This window comes from Patiriisocius sp. (assembly GCF_051252435.1).
Lineage (GTDB): Bacteria > Bacteroidota > Bacteroidia > Flavobacteriales > Flavobacteriaceae > Patiriisocius.
On the sequence record NZ_JBPOFW010000001.1, the window covers coordinates 239,746 to 260,031 of the forward strand.

Genomic DNA, 20,286 nt, shown 5'->3' on the forward strand with positions numbered 1-20,286 from the left:
GAATTAATTACTACCTTTTTTGAAACACTAAGGTAGCATTTTTTGGTTTTAAAGTAATCAACGGTAGTATTTCGATGGGCGTTTTTTTAGTTTCAATTTTAAAGTTTTTTACGAGTGTTTGAACTGCTAAAACCATTTCGTACATTGCAAAATTATTACCGATACACATGCGCGGTCCAGCGCCAAATGGGAAATAATAGGATGAATATGTATTCTTTGGTGTATCCAAAAATCGCGAAGGTTTAAACGCCAATGGTTCTTCCCAAAAGTCTGGATGTCTGTGGATTTCATATAACGAAAACAAAAGATTAGATCCTTTTGGGATTGGGGTTTCATTGTAACTGTCTTCAGAAATATTAATCCGATCAATAAAATATGCCGGCGGATACAATCGCATGGTTTCTTCGATAACGCTAGTGGTGTATGGACTGTTTTTCAACTGCTCCATTAATGACTCAGTTTCACTCCTGAAGCCTTTTATTTCCTCCAAAATCTTTTGCTGAGACTCTGGGTGGCTCGCCACCAATTGCGCCGCAAAGGTTAATGCATTTGATGTGGTTTCGTGACCCGCGGTGAATAAAATTAAAATTTCATCTATCAATTGCTCGTCATCCATGGCATCTCCATTTTCGTAGCGAGCGTCGAGTAACATATCTAACAAATCATCATGACGGGTGTTGCTTTTTTTCCTTTCGGAAACGAGCTCCCTTAAAATATCCCGTGCTCCCTGAATAAGCTTTAAATGCCTTTTAATTTTTCCACTACCTTGAAACCACCAAATTAAATAGGGCTGCCGTAATTCTCTGACCAACATTTTTTGAACCTCCTCGGTAATATGTTGCAGTTTGTTTATTTGATCTTGATTTGCAGCATTGCTGAAAAGTGACTGCACCACAGTTTGAAACGCCAAATCATTAAACATGGGAAATATATTGAACGGGCGATTGGTTTCAATTTTTGAAATTTCAGCGTCAATGGCATTTTGAATGCTGCCCAATAAATTAACGAGTTGTTTTTTATGAAACGCCGGTTGAATGAGTTTTCGCTGTTTTTGCCAAAGCTCCCCTTCTGAAGTGAGCAATCCATGTCCCACATATTTGGCCAAGTCCTTTGTTTGTATAGGTGACTTTGTAAAATTCTTTTGATTTTTTTGAAGTGCGTATTGCAAAAACCCAGCATCCCTTGAAAAAACTACCGAATTCCCAAACCCTAATTTTAAACGAAAGGTATCGCCCAACGATTCAAATTTAGAATGATGAAACGGCAACGGGTTTTTTAAAATCTTTAATGAATGTTGAAGAAATGTAAGTACTGAAACTTCTGGAATTTTTTGCATGGGCTAGTATTAAAACAATCCACCTTGCGTGGGTCCTTTGTGTTTTCCTAAATGTTTGTAGGCGGCTTCGGTTACTTCTCTTCCTCTAGGTGTGCGCATGATGAAGCCTTGTTGGATTAAAAATGGCTCATATACTTCTTCAATGGTTTCGGGACTTTCGGAAACTGCGGTGGCGATGGTTGTGATGCCCACGGGGCCACCTTTAAATTTATCGATAATTGTTGTGAGGATTTTGTTATCCATTTCATCCAATCCAAAAGCGTCAACATTCAAAGCTTTTAATGAAAATCTGGCTATCTCGATATTAATATTTCCGTCGCCCTTAATTTGAGCAAAATCGCGAACACGACGCAGTAATGCATTTGCAATACGGGGTGTGCCTCTACTTCGGCCAGCGATTTCAATGGCCGCTTCCATAGAAATAGGCACATCTAGAATAGTAGCACTGCGTTGCACAATGGTGGTTAGCAACTCAGTAGTATAATATTGCAAACGAGAAGCGATGCCAAAACGGGCGCGCATGGGAGCCGTCAATAAACCCGAGCGCGTGGTGGCACCCACAAGGGTAAATGGTGCCAGATTGATTTGGACAGAACGCGCATTAGGCCCAGATTCTATCATGATATCTATTTTATAATCCTCCATTGCGGAGTATAGATATTCCTCTACAATGGGGCTCAATCTGTGTATTTCATCAATAAATAAAACATCACGTTCATCGAGATTTGTCAATAATCCAGCAAGATCGCCCGGTTTATCGAGCACAGGTCCAGATGTTACTTTGATACCTACTTGCAGTTCATTGGCAAGTATGTGGGCAAGTGTGGTTTTCCCAAGTCCTGGAGGACCGTGAAAAAGTGTGTGGTCCAGAGCTTCCTCTCTAAGGTTTGCAGCCTGTACAAATATTTGCAAATTTTCAAGTGCTTGGTCTTGCCCTGTAAAGTCATCAAAAGAAAGCGGACGTAATTTTTTTTCTACGTCTAAATCTTGTGGTGTTAAGTGTTCTTCGGAAGGATCTAGATGCTCATTCATATAGACAAATATACAAAGGGTTTAGGGATAAATTCTGAAATTATACTTTCATGAATAATGAATAAAATCATTTAAACTTTCACTTTTCCTTAATAAGTAATTGGCGGTGTGTTGGGAAGAAAAGATAGGATAGATTGTTATATTAAGATAAAAGAAATTTATTAATTTAAATACACAGACACATATTATTATGATTTTACCAAAAAACAATATACCCAATTTAGACCTCAATTTAATAAATGACACACAATGGTCTCTCGTAAAACAAAATGCTCCAAATTATACATTAATTGTTTTTTATAGAGGGCTACACTGCCCCGTTTGTAAAAAATATCTTGAGGAACTAACCACAAAAATTGAAGATTTTACAGAACGTGGTGTTCACTTATTTGCAGCAAGTATGGATAGTGAAAAAAGAGCAAAAAAAGCAGGCGAAGAATGGGATATTGCTAAGCTTCCTGTTGGATATGAAATGACTGAAGAAAAAGCTAGAGAATGGGGACTTTATATTAGTGAAGCAATATCAGACAAAGAACCTAAACTATTTTCGGAACCTGGATTGTTTTTAATTGATAACAAACAAAAACTTTATTTTTCATCAGTTCAAACAATGCCATTTGCTCGACCCAACTTTAAAGATGTGTTGAATGCCATTGACTTTATTCAAAAGGAGGACTATCCTGCAAGAGGTGGAAAATAGAAAACGCCTCTACGATAGAGACGTTTTTTAAAGTTCCAAATAATTCTCCTCAAAATTATTGGTTTTAATATTGACAAATGTAATGAGGCATCAAGATTAAATCAATACCCAATAGTGGGTATATTTTAAAATTTCCGAAGCATAGTAAATATAAAATTCCCTTTCATCATTGATGAAAGGGAATTTTAAAATCGTGAATTATTTACACTCAACTTTGGGTATTTAATGATGCATTTCGTCTTCGTTTTCCTGAAGTGGAATATGCTGTGGCGCATAATCTTGACCAGCAATCACATAATCAGTTTCGTCGTTATTTAACTTGCTGTAATCATATGCCCAACGGTGTACTTCGGGGATAGGTCCATCCCAGTTTCCGTGTATGTGTTTTACTTCGGCAGTCCACTCAAGTGTATTCGCCTTCCAAGGATTTTTAGGCCCCACTTTTCCGTAGAACATAGAATGAATAAAGTTATACAAGAACACAATTTGTGCTGCAGCTGTTATGAATGCAAAGATTGAAATCACAACGTTTACATCTGTCAAATCATCAAAGTAAGGGAATGCCGTGTTTGTATAATAACGACGTGGCAATCCTGCCATACCGATGAAGTGCATAGGGAAGAAGACTCCATACGCTCCAATTGCAGTTACCCAAAAATGAACGTATCCTAAATTTTTATTCATCAATTTGCCTTCAAACATTTTAGGGAACCAATGATAAACCCCAGCAAATAAACCATAAAGTGCAGATATACCCATTACAAGGTGAAAGTGAGCCACTACAAAATAAGTATCGTGAACATTTATATCAAGCGCGCTATCTCCCAAGATAATACCTGTAAGACCTCCAGTAATAAAAGTTGAAACAAACCCAATGGAAAAGAGCATACCAACATTCATTTGAAGATTACCTTTCCAGAGCGTGGTTATCCAGTTGAATGATTTTACTGCTGAAGGAATAGCAATCAACAATGTTGTAAAAGTAAATACCGAACCAAGGAATGGATTCATACCAGAAAGGAACATATGGTGACCCCAAACAATCGTTGACAAAAAGGCAATCGCTAAAATTGAAGCTACCATTGCTCTGTACCCAAAAATAGGTTTTCGAGCGTTTGTCGCCATAATTTCTGAAACCATCCCCATTGCCGGAAGTATAACGATATATACTTCTGGGTGTCCTAAGAACCAAAATAAATGCTCAAACAATACAGGTGAACCTCCTTGATTATGGAGTACTTCTCCTGCTATATAAATGTCTGATAAGAAGAATGAAGTTCCGAAACTTCTGTCCATTATCAACATTAATGCTGCTGAAAGTAATACAGGGAAAGAAACGATACCAATAATTGCAGTCACAAAAAATGCCCAAATTGTTAATGGCAAGCGCGTCATTGACATTCCTTTAGTACGTAAATTGATTACGGTTACTACGTAATTCAATGAACCCATTAATGACGAAGCAATGAATATTGCCATAGAAACTAACCATAATGTCATTCCTGCACCTGAACCTGGAATTGCTTGTGGCAATGCACTTAAAGGCGGATATACTGTCCAACCTGCAGATGCAGGTCCTGCCTCGACAAATAAGGAAAGAACCATGATTAAACTCGACAAAAAGAACAACCAATATGAAATCATGTTCAGAAAACCTGAGGCCATGTCTCGAGCTCCAATCTGGAGTGGAATAAGAAGGTTACTAAAAGTACCACTTAATCCTGCGGTAAGTACAAAGAAAACCATAATGGTTCCGTGAATTGTAACTAGTGCAAGGTAAATACTTGGATCCATTACACCATTTTCTCCCCATTTACCAAGTAATATTTCATAAATAGTAAACTGGTGGTCTGGCCATGCCAATTGTAATCTAAAAAGGATGGACATTGATATTCCTATAATTCCCATAAACAAACCTGTAATAAGGTATTGTTTAGAAATCATTTTATGATCTTGACTAAATATATATTTAGTTATGAAAGTTTCCTTATGATGATGCCCGTGATCATCGTGGTGATCTACTGCGAGGTCGTGTGCGTGTGCTGACATATCTTTTATAGCTTTTTATTTCTTTAATGCTGTTGCAATGTTAGGCTGTGTAGCAAGCCATGCATCGTAATCTTCTTGAGATTCAACAACAATCTTCATTTGCATATTGTAATGATTACTACCACAAATTTTATTACACAATAAAAGGTAATCAAATTCGTAAGGCTCAAGTGCTTCTTCACCTTTAGCAGCTAAATCTTTACTTTTCTCTCTTCTGAGAGTATTAATTTTTCTCACTTTAGCAACCACTTCATCATCCATGCGCATTTCTTCTGTAGTAATTGTCGGGGTAAAAGCAAATTGTGTAATCATACCTGGAACACAATTCATCTGAGCCCTAAAATGAGGCATGTATGCTGAGTGCAATACATCTTGAGAACGTATTTTAAATAATATTTTTCTTCCAACTGGCAAATGCAATTCGTTTACAACGACATCATCTTGAGCATTAGGGTCTGAAGCATCAACACCTAATTGATTAACTCCTTCTATAAGTCTTACGTTCGCATCACCTAATGTGTTGTCTTTACCACTGTATCTAGCTCTCCAGTCAAATTGATATGCATATAATTCAACAACCATTGGATCATCTTCAGTATCAACATTCATAATATCGGTCCATGTAAAAAGACCGTATATGATTAAACCTGCTAAAACTATAACTGGAATAATTGTCCAGATAAATTCTAATTTATCATTATCAGCAAAGAATAATGCTCGATTGGTACTATTTCCTCTGTACTTAAAAGCAAAATAACTTAACAACCATAAGGTAAAGAATCCTACAACAAAAATCAAGCTCATTGACACAAACATTAATGTATCAATCGTTGAACCATGTTCAGATGCAGCTTGTGGCAATAAAACATCCCACCACTTGTAAAAACAAACAATTAAAAGCAGGTAGGTAAAAATAGCAAAACCTAACATCAACCATCCGTTAACGTTGTTGTCTTTATTTGAAGCTACTTCTGAGCCTTCACCCAATTTTTCGGCTGACTTAGACATGTTTAATATCTTACCCAACTGTAGTACGGTAATACCGAAAAGAATGATTACTAATACAACTAAAAATGCGGTCATCGTTATCTGTCTTCTAAATAATTAATTAATAGTGAAAGTGCTTACTTTCCTTAATGAATGGGTTGTTTTTCACTAACATCGGCGCTTTTGTCAATGCTGTAAATACAACAAATACAAACAGACCAAAGAAGAATAAAACCGAACCAATTTCTGGAATACCAATAAACCAACTCGTTCCTACTGTTGCCGGCATTACCATTACAAAAATATCAATATAGTGCCCAGCAAGTATTACAATACCTGTTAAAACTACAAACCAATTAACACGTTTATAATCACTGTTCATTAATAACAATACAGGGAATAAGAAATTCATAGCTACCATTCCAAAGAAAGGCAATTTAAAGTCCTCAATTCTTGTAATAAAGTATGTTACTTCCTCAGGGATATTTGCGTACCATATCAACATAAATTGTGAGAACCACAAGTACGTCCAAAAAATACTAAACCCGAACATGAATTTAGCTAAATCATGAATATGACTATCATTTACAAACTGTAAATGACCTTGAGATTTAAGAACAATGGTAATCAATGCAATAGTAGTAATTCCGCAAACCATCATACCTGCTAAAACGTACCAACCAAATAATGTTGAAAACCAGTGAGGGTCAAAACTCATAATCCAATCCCAAGACATCATTGATTCTGTATAAATAAAGAATACAAGAAATGCTGCGGAAATTCTAAATGATTTTTTATAATAAGTGTTGTCCGAAGCCTCGTCATCTCTTCTTGAAAACTTAACGGCATAGGTGCGATATAGTATCCAACCCCCTAAAAATATGGCTGCTCTAATAATTAAACCCCATCCATTTAACCAACCTGATTTTCCTTTAATTAAGGCATCATGAGCAACAACCTCAGGGTCTGCCCAAACAAAAAGATGATTTAAGTTCAATCCTGAAATTACCAAAAGAACAAACATAATAATTCCTCCAGGAACTAAATATGCTGTAATTGCTTCCATCACTCTAAACAATACTGGCGACCATCCTGCTTGTGCTGCCCAATTCACAGCGTAAAAAGCTAAAACCCCAAGAGATATCATAAAGAAAAAGAAACAAGCTACGTATAAAGCAGACCAAGGTCTATTTTGTAATTGGTGCAAGGTATGCTCTAAATGAGCTTCTTCGCTATCATGCGCATTCTCTACATTATGATCACCTGTAGCCTCATGAGTATCCATAGAATCATGTGCTTCATTGTGGTTAGATTCAACACCATGACTTTCTGCACCATGTGCATTATCACTAGCACGTTCAGTTCCATGACTATCTCCGTGAGAAGCCATCATTTCTTTAACTTCAGCAGTAGTACTAGGTGCGGTTAAAAATCCTGCCGCAATACCAAGAGCTCCAATCACCATGAAAATGATTGCGAACAATTTTAATTTACTAGGTAGCTTATAGTCCATATCTTTAGCTATTCTCTTTGTTGCTTATTAATTTGTTTCTGAATTTCCGTCAACCTCCACACTCTCTTCTGATACATCTGGAACAGCTGTTTGAGTTGCAAGTGTTACTTTTTGAGGATTGTCACCATCGTTAACTTTTACAGGCTCATTAATTGGTCGTCCTTCTAATACTGCTTTCAAATTCATCACATGATGTGTAATTTGCCAGCGCTCCATTTCATTCGTTTGAGATGCATAAGAACCCATTGTATTTAAACCATACATTTGTACATGATATACACCACCTTCAGTAATATTTCTTCCTTCGGCAGCATAACTAGGAATTCCCAATATTTTTTCTCGTTGCATTAAAATTCCATTTCCGTCTCCTTTGTCACCATGACAAACAGCACAATAGATTGTATATAATTGTGAACCTGCCGCTAGGTTTTCTTCCGTTACAGGTAAAGGATTTTTTAATTCGGCTTTTGCTCTGTTTAGTTCCTCAGTGGTATTCTTATAGTCATATATTTGGAACCCTCTTGGAACTGTACCTTCTACAGGTAGCATTGCTTCCATTCCATTTTCAAAAACACCATACTCACCGTACGTTTCATAACCCACAGGTACGTACATGTTTGGCATATATTGATAATTAGGTTTATTATCGCTTCCGCAGGAAACCATACCTAATAATGCTATCAATGCGATGCTATAGTTTACAATGTTCTTCATATTAATGATCATCTTCAGATTCTACTATACTTATTTCTAACGCTCCTGTATCATATAAAAACTTAGATAGTTTGTCCAAGTCATGATTTCCACCGTCAACAGCCATTAAAAAATGGTCATCTGTTGTTCTTACGTCAGGATTTTCGGCTTTTTTAAAAGGCCACAATTTACTACGCATGTAAAAGGTAATTACCATTAAGTGAGCTGCAAAAAACACAGTTAACTCAAACATAATAGGTACAAATGCTGGCATATTTTCGATATAGCTGAAACTTGGCTTACCCCCAATATCCTGTGGCCAATCTTCAATCATGATAAAATTCATCATAACAACAGCTACACTCAACCCAACTAGGCCATACATAAATGATGTAATGGCTATACGCGTAGGCTCAAGACCCATCACTTTATCAAGCCCGTGAACGGGGAAGGGTGTATAAACCTCTTCAATATGATAACTCTCTGCACGCGTTTGTTTCACCGCTTGCATTAAGATGTCATCATCGTTATAAATTGCATGAACTACTTTTGAAGCCATACTTATTTGTTTTTTAGTTTTGCAGCTTGTCCAGCCCAGTCATCACGTTTAGCTCTACCTGGAAACTCGCCGATTATTTCGTCTAATAAATCGTAATCTTCATTGGTCATTCTACTCACTTGAGCGAATGTATAAATACCCAACTGATGTAATTTTTGTTCCATTACTGGACCAACACCACTAATCTTTTTCAAGTCATCTGCAGTCTGAGTGTTCGCATCAAATGTTCCTAGTTTATTTAATAAGGAATCTATTTGATCTTTTTGATATTCTGAAGTTACAAGTGCATCAGCATTAACAGTAGGATTATGTCTATCATTATCAGAAAGCCCTTCTTTAGCTTCGGCTGTGTTGGCTTTTGGTTCTCTTACAACAGGACTGTAATGTTTTACATCATCTCCATGCTCTTGCCTTAATTTCTTGTACTTATATCCTGAACCTTTCAAAATAGACTTAACCTCTGCCTGTGCAATTACAGGGAACGTTCTCGAGTACAATAAGAACAATACAAAGAAGAATCCAATAGTTCCGATGAAAATTCCAATATCAACAAACGTTGGTGAGAACATTGTCCATGAAGATGGTAAGTAATCTCTATGTAATGACGTCACAATAATCACAAAACGCTCAAACCACATTCCTATATTTACAATAATCGAAATAAAGAATGAGAACATAATACTTGTTCTTAATTTCTTAAACCACATAAACTGTGGCGAGAACACATTACATGTCATCATCGCCCAATAAGCCCACCAATAAGGCCCAGTTGCTCTGTTTAAAAATGCATATTGTTCATACTCAACTCCAGAATACCATGCAATGAATAGCTCGGTAATATACGCTACCCCTACAATAGAACCCGTAATCATGATTACAATATTCATTAATTCAATATGCTGAATTGTAATATAATCTTCCAGGTTAGACACTTTTCTCATAATTATGAGAAGTGTATTCACCATTGCAAATCCTGAAAATACTGCTCCAGCAACAAAATATGGAGGGAAGATAGTTGTGTGCCATCCAGGAATTACTGAAGTAGCAAAGTCAAAAGATACAATTGTGTGTACTGAAAGTACAAGCGGTGTTGCAAGACCCGCTAAGACTAATGAAACTTCCTCAAAGCGTTGCCAATCTTTTGCTCTACCTGACCACCCGAATGATAAAATACTATATATCCTTTTTGTAAACGGAGTTACAGCTCTATCTCTAATCATTGCAAAATCTGGCAATAAACCAGTCCACCAGAAAACCAATGAAACTGAAAGGTACGTAGAAATTGCAAATACATCCCAAAGTAGTGGTGAGTTAAAGTTTACCCATAAAGAACCAAATTGGTTAGGAATAGGCAATACCCAATATGCCAACCAAGGACGACCCATATGTATAATAGGAAACAAACCGGCTTGGATTACAGAAAAGATTGTCATCGCCTCTGCTGAACGGTTAATCGCCATTCTCCATTTTTGACGGAATAGTAAAAGTACGGCAGAAATCAATGTTCCTGCGTGACCAATACCTACCCACCATACAAAGTTAGTAATATCCCATGCCCAGTTCACGGTTCTGTTTAATCCCCAGACTCCAATTCCGGTAGAAACGGTGTAGACTATACAACCAATTCCCCATAAAAATGCAACCAAGGCGATAGTAAACACAATCCACCAGGATTTGTTGGCTTTACCTTCTATAGGAGCAGCAACATCCACAGTAATGTCGTGGTAGCTTTTGTCTCCTAAAACTAAGGGTCTTCTAATAGGTGCTTCGTAATGCGACGCCATATCTTTTTATACTATTTCTTAGTTAGTTATGCTTCTTTAGAGTTTCTCACTTTCGTTTGGTAGAAAACGTTAGGCTCAGTCCCTACGGCTTCTAACAAGTGATACATTCTCTTGTCTTTTTTATCTTTATATACTTTGCTATCATGGTCATTGATATCCCCAAATGTCATTGCTCCTTTATCACAAGCAGAAGAACATGCCGTTTGAAATTGCGCATCTTTTACTGGACGCCCATCACGTTTAGCCTCAAGAATTGACAATTGTGTTTTTTGAATACACATTGAACATTTCTCCATTACACCACGTGAACGAACGTTTACATCAGGATTCAATACCATTCTACCTAAGTCATTATTCATGTGGTAGTCAAACTCATCATTCTCGCTATACAAGAACCAGTTAAAACGACGCACTTTATAAGGACAGTTGTTTGCACAATATCTTGTACCTACACAACGGTTGTATGCCATATGATTTTGACCTTGACGGCTATGTGATGTAGCAGCTACTGGACAAACAGTCTCACAAGGAGCATGGTTACAGTGCTGGCACATTACAGGTTGGAATGCAACTTGTGGATTAGCAGCTGGATCTTCTAATTCTCCAAAACCTCCCAAAGATCCATTATCTCCCCAAAGACCTGAAAATCCTTCTTTCTTTTCTTTATCAACATCAAAACTTTCCTCAGCAGAATAATATCTATCAATACGCAACCAGTGCATATCACGGCTACGTCTCATTTCACTTTTACCAACAACAGGAACGTTGTTTTCTGCATGACAAGCAATAACACAAGCACCACAACCTGTACATGCATTTAAGTCAATAGCAAGATTAAAGTGATGTCCAATACTTCTATCAAAAGAGGTCCATAAATCGGCATCTGGTGATGTTACTGGAATTTCTTGGTGATCTTTAGACACTTCTGGAATAGGATTCCAATCGTGTACATCTTTTGTATTGAATATCTCTAAAGAAGTTTCTCTAATGATATCTCTACCCATCATTGTATTGTGCAACTGTACACAAGCAAACTCATGAGTTCCACTTACTTTTTCTAAGGATATATTATTTTGAACTGTTGAAAAATTGGAATAAAGTGCGTATGCATTTACACCTGTTTGCATTTCTTTTTGAACTGCAGCAGTTTTACCATATCCTAACGCCAAACCAACAGAACCTTTAGCTTGTCCTGGTTGGATTAATACAGGTACATTTTCAACAACTACATCACCCATTTTCACATTCACCAAACTACCATTCAATCCACCGTTTGCCACATTTTCATTAGTCAAACCTAGATCTTTAGCATCCATTGCAGATACGGTAACATAGTTATCCCAAGAAGCTCTTGAGATAGGATCTGGCATTTCTTGCAACCAAGGGTTATTCGCCTGTTGGCCATCACCCATACTCGTTTTAGTATATAAGGTAAGTTCCATTCCGCCACCTTGAGCAGCTGAACTCAAAGCTCCGTTTGACGTTGCACTTTCTAAAGTCATTTCGCCAGTAGAAGAAGCTTCATTCTCAACGGCAACATTCGAAACCAAAACTCCAGCTTCTAATGCTTTACCCCAAGACGTAGTCCCTAAAACTCCAGACCATGTCTCTTTTATGTAATCGTAATATTTTTTTGAATTACCCGTCCATTGCAACAAGCTATCTTGAAATTGTCTTGTTGAAAACAAAGGGCGAATCGTTGGCTGCATTAAGCTAAAAGTTCCTTTCTTTAATTGCGCATCACCCCAAGACTCTAAGTAATGTGGTGTAGCCGCAACTAATTGCGCCAATTCAGCCGTAGCATCTTTCTTCATTGCAAATGCCAATGACATTTCAAGTTTTTGATATGCTTCAGCAAATTTTTTGTTATTCGGAAATGAATATACTGGGTCAACTCCTACAGTTATTAAACCCTTTACATTTCCGTTAAGAACGCCTTGCATTACTTTGGAAACTTCCGAAGAACTACCTTGGCGTGTCATTTTTGGATTTTGAGCATCCATAACAACGCTTCCAGCATTTGCTCTAAGCGCCATAGATTGAGCGTCTACACTTGGAAGACCAGTAACAATAACTCCCGCACTTCCAGCTTTTGCTAATTGTGCTTTTGCGTTAGCAACTGCACTTGCCACATTTTCAGGTAAACCCGAAGAACTTCCACCGGTTAAGGCTTTAAGAACTTGTAATTGCTGTGTTGGCGTAACAGGAACACGCTTATCTGCATTTGCTCCAGACAATGTCATATTCGCCTCAAATTGTACGTGACGCGACATTTTACCGTTTTTAGGAATACGGCTCTTTGCATATCCTGCATCATAACCTCCACCTTGCCAATCACCCAAGAAATCTGCACCAACAGAAACAATCACTTCAGCTTTGCTGAAATCATAATCTGCCATGGCACGAGTTCCATATATAGTTTGAAACGCATCGAGCGCTTCTGAAGAAGAAACCGTATCATACACCACGTGGCGTACATTAGGGTATTTTCCTGTAAATTCTTTTATCAATTTAGAAGTTGACGGACTTGCAAATGTTTGTGTCAATAACACAACATCTTTACCCTGCATCTCATTCATCTTCTGCGCCACTGCAGCATCAAAATCTGACCAACTTGCTTCTTTCCCACCTACTAAAGGCGCTTTTAATCTATTGTTATCATATAATGACAATACTGATGCGTGCACACGAGCATTTACGCTTCCGTTTGTACCATCAAGTTCATTACGCTCTATTTTAATAGGGCGCCCTTCACGAGTTTTAACCAATACATTTGCAAAATCAAAACCATCTGCAATTGTCGAAGCATAATAATTAGCAACACCTGGAACAATTTCGTCCGGTGCCACTACATAAGGGATAGACTTAATCACGGGACCTTCGCATGCTGCCAATGATGCAGCTGCGGTTGTAAATCCAACGTACTTTAAGAAATCACGACGTGTGGTTGATGTAGCCTCAAGGGTTTCTTTGTCGCCCAAAAATTCGTCTGTAGGAATATCCGTAACAAACTCATTTTGTTGTAGCGTCTCAACAATAGTGCTGTTTTCATTCAGCTCCTCAACACTTTTCCAGTATTTCTTGTTTGATGCCATTTATAAACTTTTAATTTTCTTAATTTTTAAAAAATCACTTATTAATAGTGACACTTACCACATTCAAGTCCGCCCATTTGCGCTGCAGTCAATTGCTCCACACCATATTTCTTAGAAAGTTCTTCGTGAATTTTCTCGTAATATTCGTTTCCTGCAACATTCACATTTGTTTCTCGGTGACAGTTAATACACCATCCCATTGTAAGTGGAGCAAATTGGCTCATCACTTCCATTTCCTCTACAGGTCCATGACAGGTTTGACATGCTACACCGGCAACCGTTACGTGCTGTGAGTGATTGAAATATGCAAAATCTGGTAAGTTATGAATACGCACCCATTTTACCGGTTCAGTTTCTCCTGTATATTTTTGCTCAGCCTCATCCCAGCCTACAGCTTTGTATAATTTTTTAATCTCTTTATTATAGTCAACTCCGTGTTCATTTAACCCTTCTGCCTGAACTGACTCGGCAACCTCACCAATACTTTTATGGCAATTCATACATACATTTAGTGATGGAATTCCAGAGTGCTTACTTTTTCTAGCCGATGAATGACAATAATTACAATCAATCTGATTTGACCCTGCGTGAATTCTATGTGAGTAATGAATAGGTTGTACAGGAGCATATCCTTGATCAACACCTACCTGCATAAAGAAACCGTACATAAAATAAGCAGAAGCCAGTAATAAAAACACAGCAGAAACCAACATTAAAAATTGATTTTCAACAAACACTTTCCAAACTGGAGTTCTATTAGGATTTTTAGTAGGATACTCAACACCATTTGCAGATGCAATTTTTTTCAACGTGTTAGTCACCAAGAACAGCATAGTAATCAACAACAAAAATACCAATGCCAACGCACCAAGAATTATATTGTTTGAAACTCCACCACCAGTTCCACCAACAGTTTCAGCAGTAACTTCGGTTCCATCAGGAACTTGTTTCTCAGTGTATGTGTAAGCAATAATGTTATCGATATCTGTATTGCTCAATCCTGGAAAAGCCGTCATAGGAGATTTATTGAACTCCTCATAAATTGCATTTGCACGCGCATCACCGCTAGCAATCAATCCAGCACTATTTCTAATCCATTCGTACAACCAAGCACTTTCGTACTTATCTCCTACACCAAATAAAGCAGGACCCGTTCTTTTCTTGTACAAGTTGTGGCATGATGCACAATTTGCCTTAAACAATGCCTCACCCGCCGCAGCATCACCAACACCTTCTGCCGCTGGGATAGCCGCTTCAGCAGGAGCTGCCTCAGTCGCCGCATCTTGAGCAAATATAGTTGTAGAAAATGTTAGCATAAAAGCCAACGAGAGTACTGACAAGATAGAGGGTAGCTTCTTAAAATTCACCTTTTGCATACTAATGGTTAATTATCGTCAATAGTTTGGCACGTAATTGGTTAGTTTTTAAAACGTCATTTCAGTCTTAAAAAGTGCCATAAATAACGACGCAAAAATACTATATAAAGTCCGTTTCCAAAATCTAAACAAAGTGTTAAAGACTAATTTATAACTATTCTAAATAATAAAACTGCTACTCTCAAAGTTAAACTCTTGTACCTTTGTAACATTAAATATTCAACATGAAAAAAGCGTTTATATTCAATCTATTTGTTTTCAGCTTGTTAGCTGTTTTTTCTACGGAAACTTTACAGGCCCAAACCCCAAAAGTTACTGTAAATGCTGATTCGCAGATTGATGATCTTCTCAAAATTAAAAAGGAATTAGAGAAAGATAACAAACTGGCTGATGGTTATACCATCCAGCTTTATTATGGCGACTTAAATGGCGCAAACAGTGTAAAGAAAAAATACAGAATGCGTTACGGAAGTTGGCCAGCATCTATTGAATACGAAACTCCCAATTATAAAGTTTGGGCAGGAAATTTTTCTAGCCGTTTAGAAGCCGACAGAGCACTTTTGGAAATCCAAAAAGAGTTTGGTTCTGCTTTTATCTTGGAGAAGAAAAAGTAAACTTCATTAAAGAAAATCAATTTTATAGCTTCGGAAATTTTAATTCTCGAAGCTATTTTTTTGTTTTATATCGTTCCTTACACTGATAATTGTTTAATATTTCCAAAGTATTTATTCTATTTTTAAAAGCTATTATTAATTTGATTAAAAAAATTAAGGCACAAAAAAATAGTTCTCGATTGCGGTCGAATAGACAATAGCTAAATAAAAATTACTCCTTGGAAATTTCAGCAATACTACTTATCGGTCTTTTTTTATTGGGAGCATTTACATTCACTCTCTCTACTATTAGTGGCGGTGGCGGAGCGTTGATGCAAATTCCTATTCTCAATTTTCTGGTGGGAACCATTCAAACTGCTCCGCTCATAAATCTCGGAACACTCATAAGCAGACCTACCCGTATTTTTATTTTTTGGAAGCATATTGATCGGCGGGTATTTTTGTATTATGTTCCCTCGGCAATGATAGGAGCTTTTCTTGCAGCATGGCTTTTTGATGCCGTTAAAATTTATTGGATTCAGTTGATAGTGGGGTTGTTTTTAGTGAGCACGCTTTTTCAATATCGTTTTGGAAAAAAAGAGCGTTCCTTTACTGTCAAACTATGGTTTTTCATTCCGCTAGGATTAATCATCTCAATGATTGGAACATTTACCGGCGGAATGGGACCTATCCTAAATCCGTTTTTGCTGAATGCCGGGATTGAAAAGGAATCGCTTGTAGGAACAAAAGCCGCACAGTCCTTTTTTTTGGGATTGGCACAAGTGGGGAGCTATACCTATTTTGGACTTTTGTCAACAGAACTTTGGATACTCGGCTTAGCGCTCGGGCTTGGCGCCATTGTAGGAAACCTGATTGGCAAATGGCTGTTACAGCAAATGACAAAACTTCAATTTAGAAAATGGGTCATCGCCATTATGGTTATGAGTGGTTTGGTCTTGACTGTGAAAGCAATTACGGAGCTTTTTTAAAAACAATTATTATAAATACATGAAATTTCAGAAATAAAATAGATTGAATTTAATTGTAAGAAAAAAAATATCAAAACAATAATCTTTACGCAATTCAACTAAGAACCCGGCCCTATATCGAACAAACAATTATCTTCTTTGATTATTTTGTAGCTTCACAAAAAGTAAAAAAAAACATTATTATGAAAAAGATTTTTTTAACTTTAATTACTTTCTGCGCTATACTTAGCTCATGCAGTGAAGAACCAGTTTCATCAAATGAAATTGATCATTTACAATTTCAAACGGATTTTGTCTGTTTTGAAACACCATTAATTGCTGGTCAAAATTATAATGCCGGTAGAGTCACAATCGTTCAACTAGGTTTAGGCAACTATGAAGTTTCTTATGAGATGGATAATGGCTGGGAATTAGATTACGCACATTTATTTGCAGGAGATTGTGCTTTAATGCCAACCACTAAAAAGGGTAATCCAAAGGTAGGTCACTTCCCATTTAAAAGTAGTAATCAAAATGGGGATTCAACTTTGACGTTTACCTTAAATTTTGATGATTTTCCAAATTGTATGTGTCTTGCAGCTCACGCTGAAGTTCATAAAGGCAATCAAAGAGAAACAGCTTGGGCAGCTGGTACAGATTTTCCTGGAGGAAGTTGGGCTACCTATGTAGAATTTTGTAAAGATTCTTGTGACTTATAAATAAAGCTTTTTACTAAAAAACCCACCATAAGATTATGGTGGGTTTTTTTTTATCAATTAAGCCTATAACTTATTTCAACTTTTTCTTTACAGCCACCTCGTGGAATGATTCGATAATGTCGCCTTCATAAATATCATTGTAGTTCTTGATTTGCATACCACAATCATATCCTTTAGCCACTTCTTTTACGTCATCCTTGAAACGTTTAAGGCTTTCTAACTCGCCCGTGTACACAACAACACCCTCACGGATGAGACGTATGCCTGCATTTCTAATAATCTTACCTGTCAATACCATACAACCTGCAATGGTACCTACTTTAGATATTTTGAATGTTTCTCTAATTTCAGCAGTACCTGTAATCTCCTCTTTCATTTCTGGAGATAACATACCTTCCATCGCGTCTTTCAAGTCATTAATCGCAGCGTATATAATTGAATACATACGGATATCGATTTCTTCCTTGTCTGCTATTTGGCGTGCATTACCCATTGGGCGTACGTTAAATCCTATTATAATCGCATCGGAAGCCGAAGCTAACAACACATCACTTTCGGTAATAGGTCCAACTGCTTTGTGTATAATATTTACCTGTATTTCCTCGGTTGATAATTTTTGGAAACTGTCAGTCAATGCTTCAACAGATCCATCCACATCACCTTTAAGGATAATGTTCAATTCTTTAAAGTCTCCAAGTGCAATACGACGTCCAATTTCATCAAGAGTAATATGACGTTGTGTTCTAACAGACTGCTCACGTTGTAACTGTGTACGACGGCTCGCAATATCTTTTGCTTCACGTTCGTCTTCAAAAACACTGAACTTGTCACCCGCTTGTGGTGCACCGTCCAATCCTAAAATTGAAACTGGCGTTGATGGACCAGCAGTTTTCACTTTGTTACCGCGCTCATCTTGCATGGCTTTTACTTTACCACTATGTTGACCAGCTAACACATAATCTCCCACTTTCAACGTACCACCTTGCACGAGGATTGTTGATACATATCCACGTCCTTTATCCAAGAATGCTTCTACTACGGTTCCACTTGCTGACTTATCAGGGTTTGCTTGAAGTTCTAATAATTCGGCTTCTAACAATACTTTTTCTAATAATTCTTTTACACCTTCTCCTGTTTTAGCAGAAATGTCGTGCGATTGAATTTTTCCACCCCAATCTTCCACTAGAAGATTCATTTGAGCTAATCCTTCTTTAATTTTTTCAGGATTAGCGTTAGGCTTATCTATCTTGTTAATTGCGAATACAATAGGCACTCCAGCCGCTTGGGCGTGAGATATTGCTTCTTTTGTTTGTGGCATGATATCATCGTCTGCCGCCACAACAATAATTGCTAAATCTGTTACTTGAGCACCACGTGCACGCATCGCCGTAAAGGCCTCGTGACCTGGTGTATCAAGAAATGCTATTTTTTGTCCGTTGTCAAGTTGTACTCCATAAGCACCAATGTGTTGTGTAATACCACCACTTTCACCAGCAATAACATTTTCTTTACGAATATAATCCAGTAATGACGTTTTACCGTGGTCAACGTGTCCCATTACAGTAACAATAGGAGCTCTTTCTTTTAGATCTTCTGGCGCATCTTTAACTTCCTGTATTGACTCTTCAATATCAGCGTTTACAAATTCAACTTCATATCCAAACTCTTCAGCAACGATAGAAATGGTTTCAGCATCTAAACGCTGATTCATTGTTACCATCATTCCTAATGACATACATGCTGAAATAATTTTTGTAACTGGCACATCCATCATCGTTGCAACTTCACTTGCTGTTACAAATTCCGTCACTTTCAACAACTTGTTGTCAAGTTCTTGTTGTGCCATTTCCTCCTCCGTTTTTTGACGGTGAGTATCACGTTTTTCTCTTCTATATTTAGCACCTTTACCTTTAGATGACTTTCCTTGAAGTTTTTCTAAAGTTTCACGTACCTGTTTTTGTACTTCTGCCTCTGTTGGCTCTTCTTTGGGAGTATTTGTTCTTGGAGCTCCTCTACGTGAACCTCCTCTGTTGTCATTTCTAGACCCTGAACTTGCAGGAGTTCCCGGCTTGCCACTGTCTTTACTTATGCGACGACGACGACCTTTTTTCTCACCTGTAGTAGGTTTTTTCTTTTCAGGTTTTTTAAATTGAGTTAAGTCAATTTTTTGACCTGTAAAGTTGGGGCCGTTAAGTTTTTTATATTTTGTTTCAACTACACCAGTTCCCTCACCATCTGCTGCTTCTGCTGTTTCAGGTGAACTCGTTTCCGCAGGCTTTTCTTCTTTTTTCTCTACCACAGGAGTTGCTGGCTTCTCTTCAGCCTTTGGAGCTTCCGTTTTTTCAGCTGGCTTTTCTACCTTTGGAGTTTCAGCTTTAGGGGCTTCTGTTTTTGGCGTTTCAACAACCTTTTCAGCTTCTGATTTGGGAGTTTCTACCTTTGGAGTTTCCTCTTTGGGGGTTTCCACAGCAGCAGGTTCCTCTTTTTTAGAAACAGGGTTGCCTTTGGCGTCAAGATCAATTTTGCGAACAGGAGTTAATCCAGCAAGACTACCTTCAGCTTTAATTACTTTGGCAGCTTCCGCTCTTTGATTTTCTTTTTCCTCAAGCTCACGCTCACGCTCAAGACGAAGTTCTTCCTTCTCTTTTCGCTTTTCCTCGCCAACTTCTTTTGACTCAACTTTTTTGTCTCTGTCCTTTGCAAACTCGTCTGCAAGCACTTCATACTCTTCACTACTTATCTTTGTAGTGGGTTTACGGTCTATCTCATGCCCTTGGGAACCCAAAAATTCCACAGCACGGTCGAGAGAGATGTTAAACTCTTTGAGTACTTTGTTAAGTCGTATTGATTTTACTTCAGCCATAAATATGCTTTCCTATTTC

Annotated in this window: 15 protein-coding genes; 4 read left to right on the plus strand and 11 right to left on the minus strand. The window is 37.6% G+C overall.

The window, feature by feature from the left end; genetic code table 11:
* Positions 1-10: 10 nt before the first annotated feature.
* Both ACSHW7_RS01070 and ruvB read right to left on the minus strand, forming a co-directional pair.
* Positions 11-1,336 (minus strand): cytochrome P450, encoded by a 1,326-nt coding sequence (locus tag ACSHW7_RS01070; protein ID WP_435677463.1) that lies wholly within the window; start codon positions 1,334-1,336, stop codon positions 11-13.
* A gap of 9 nt (positions 1,337-1,345) precedes the next feature.
* The gene (gene ruvB / locus ACSHW7_RS01075) at positions 1,346-2,368 is read right to left on the minus strand and encodes a Holliday junction branch migration DNA helicase RuvB (protein WP_435677464.1); all 1,023 of its coding nucleotides are present in this window, start codon (positions 2,366-2,368) and stop codon (positions 1,346-1,348) included.
* 190 nt (positions 2,369-2,558) lie between these two features.
* On the opposite strand from ruvB, the gene ACSHW7_RS01080 reads away from it, so the two are divergent.
* Positions 2,559-3,068: a peroxiredoxin-like family protein gene (locus ACSHW7_RS01080; RefSeq protein ID WP_435677465.1), complete on the plus strand. Its 510-nt coding sequence runs from the start codon at positions 2,559-2,561 to the stop codon at positions 3,066-3,068.
* A gap of 222 nt (positions 3,069-3,290) precedes the next feature.
* Here ACSHW7_RS01080 and ACSHW7_RS01085 read toward each other — a convergent pair whose 3' ends face one another.
* From ACSHW7_RS01085 to ACSHW7_RS01120, 8 genes are read right to left on the minus strand one after another with little or no spacing between them, the layout of a single operon-like run.
* A complete protein-coding gene (locus tag ACSHW7_RS01085; RefSeq protein ID WP_435677466.1) occupies positions 3,291-5,117 on the minus strand; it encodes a cytochrome c oxidase subunit I in 1,827 nt (608 codons plus the stop codon).
* A gap of 15 nt (positions 5,118-5,132) precedes the next feature.
* Complete coding sequence (locus ACSHW7_RS01090; protein ID WP_435677467.1) at positions 5,133-6,200, minus strand: cytochrome c oxidase subunit II; 1,068 nt, start codon at positions 6,198-6,200, stop codon at positions 5,133-5,135.
* Between the two features lie 25 nt (positions 6,201-6,225).
* Positions 6,226-7,617 (minus strand): quinol:cytochrome C oxidoreductase, encoded by a 1,392-nt coding sequence (locus ACSHW7_RS01095; RefSeq protein WP_435677468.1) that lies wholly within the window; start codon positions 7,615-7,617, stop codon positions 6,226-6,228.
* Between the two features lie 27 nt (positions 7,618-7,644).
* Positions 7,645-8,331 carry a c-type cytochrome gene (locus ACSHW7_RS01100; protein ID WP_435677469.1) on the minus strand — a complete coding sequence of 229 codons (687 nt, stop codon included), beginning with the start codon at positions 8,329-8,331 and terminating at the stop codon, positions 7,645-7,647.
* A gap of 1 nt (position 8,332) precedes the next feature.
* Positions 8,333-8,869 carry a DUF3341 domain-containing protein gene (locus ACSHW7_RS01105; RefSeq protein ID WP_435677470.1) on the minus strand — a complete coding sequence of 179 codons (537 nt, stop codon included), beginning with the start codon at positions 8,867-8,869 and terminating at the stop codon, positions 8,333-8,335.
* Positions 8,870-8,871: 2 nt separating this feature from the next.
* Positions 8,872-10,653 (minus strand): NrfD/PsrC family molybdoenzyme membrane anchor subunit, encoded by a 1,782-nt coding sequence (nrfD, locus tag ACSHW7_RS01110; protein ID WP_435677471.1) that lies wholly within the window; start codon positions 10,651-10,653, stop codon positions 8,872-8,874.
* Positions 10,654-10,679: 26 nt separating this feature from the next.
* Positions 10,680-13,748 (minus strand): TAT-variant-translocated molybdopterin oxidoreductase, encoded by a 3,069-nt coding sequence (locus ACSHW7_RS01115; RefSeq protein ID WP_435677472.1) that lies wholly within the window; start codon positions 13,746-13,748, stop codon positions 10,680-10,682.
* Positions 13,749-13,789: 41 nt separating this feature from the next.
* Complete coding sequence (locus ACSHW7_RS01120) at positions 13,790-15,124, minus strand: c-type cytochrome (protein ID WP_435677473.1); 1,335 nt, start codon at positions 15,122-15,124, stop codon at positions 13,790-13,792.
* A gap of 224 nt (positions 15,125-15,348) precedes the next feature.
* On the opposite strand from ACSHW7_RS01120, the gene ACSHW7_RS01125 reads away from it, so the two are divergent.
* From ACSHW7_RS01125 to ACSHW7_RS01135, 3 genes are all read left to right on the plus strand, one after another.
* A complete protein-coding gene (locus ACSHW7_RS01125) occupies positions 15,349-15,738 on the plus strand; it encodes an SPOR domain-containing protein (RefSeq protein WP_435677474.1) in 390 nt (129 codons plus the stop codon).
* A 218-nt stretch (positions 15,739-15,956) separates the two neighbouring features.
* Complete coding sequence (locus ACSHW7_RS01130) at positions 15,957-16,706, plus strand: sulfite exporter TauE/SafE family protein (RefSeq protein WP_435677475.1); 750 nt, start codon at positions 15,957-15,959, stop codon at positions 16,704-16,706.
* A 182-nt stretch (positions 16,707-16,888) separates the two neighbouring features.
* The gene (locus tag ACSHW7_RS01135) at positions 16,889-17,404 is read left to right on the plus strand and encodes a hypothetical protein (protein ID WP_435677476.1); all 516 of its coding nucleotides are present in this window, start codon (positions 16,889-16,891) and stop codon (positions 17,402-17,404) included.
* Positions 17,405-17,474: 70 nt separating this feature from the next.
* Here ACSHW7_RS01135 and infB read toward each other — a convergent pair whose 3' ends face one another.
* Positions 17,475-20,267 (minus strand): translation initiation factor IF-2, encoded by a 2,793-nt coding sequence (gene infB, locus ACSHW7_RS01140; protein WP_435677477.1) that lies wholly within the window; start codon positions 20,265-20,267, stop codon positions 17,475-17,477.
* Positions 20,268-20,286 lie beyond the last annotated feature (19 nt).

Coding starts and splice junctions, on each gene's coding strand:
- ACSHW7_RS01105 (WP_435677470.1), bottom strand. CDS start 8,869: ATGGCTTCAAAAGTAGTTCATGCAATTTATAACGATGATGACATCTTA.
- ACSHW7_RS01090 (WP_435677467.1), bottom strand. CDS start 6,200: ATGACCGCATTTTTAGTTGTATTAGTAATCATTCTTTTCGGTATTACC.
- ACSHW7_RS01100 (WP_435677469.1), bottom strand. CDS start 8,331: ATGAAGAACATTGTAAACTATAGCATCGCATTGATAGCATTATTAGGT.
- ACSHW7_RS01095 (WP_435677468.1), bottom strand. CDS start 7,617: ATGGACTATAAGCTACCTAGTAAATTAAAATTGTTCGCAATCATTTTC.
- ACSHW7_RS01135 (WP_435677476.1), top strand. CDS start 16,889: ATGAAAAAGATTTTTTTAACTTTAATTACTTTCTGCGCTATACTTAGC.
- ACSHW7_RS01125 (WP_435677474.1), top strand. CDS start 15,349: ATGAAAAAAGCGTTTATATTCAATCTATTTGTTTTCAGCTTGTTAGCT.
- ACSHW7_RS01070 (WP_435677463.1), bottom strand. CDS start 1,336: ATGCAAAAAATTCCAGAAGTTTCAGTACTTACATTTCTTCAACATTCA.
- infB (WP_435677477.1), bottom strand. CDS start 20,267: ATGGCTGAAGTAAAATCAATACGACTTAACAAAGTACTCAAAGAGTTT.
- ACSHW7_RS01080 (WP_435677465.1), top strand. CDS start 2,559: ATGATTTTACCAAAAAACAATATACCCAATTTAGACCTCAATTTAATA.
- ACSHW7_RS01085 (WP_435677466.1), bottom strand. CDS start 5,117: ATGTCAGCACACGCACACGACCTCGCAGTAGATCACCACGATGATCAC.
- nrfD (WP_435677471.1), bottom strand. CDS start 10,653: ATGGCGTCGCATTACGAAGCACCTATTAGAAGACCCTTAGTTTTAGGA.
- ACSHW7_RS01115 (WP_435677472.1), bottom strand. CDS start 13,748: ATGGCATCAAACAAGAAATACTGGAAAAGTGTTGAGGAGCTGAATGAA.
- ruvB (WP_435677464.1), bottom strand. CDS start 2,368: ATGAATGAGCATCTAGATCCTTCCGAAGAACACTTAACACCACAAGAT.
- ACSHW7_RS01120 (WP_435677473.1), bottom strand. CDS start 15,124: ATGCAAAAGGTGAATTTTAAGAAGCTACCCTCTATCTTGTCAGTACTC.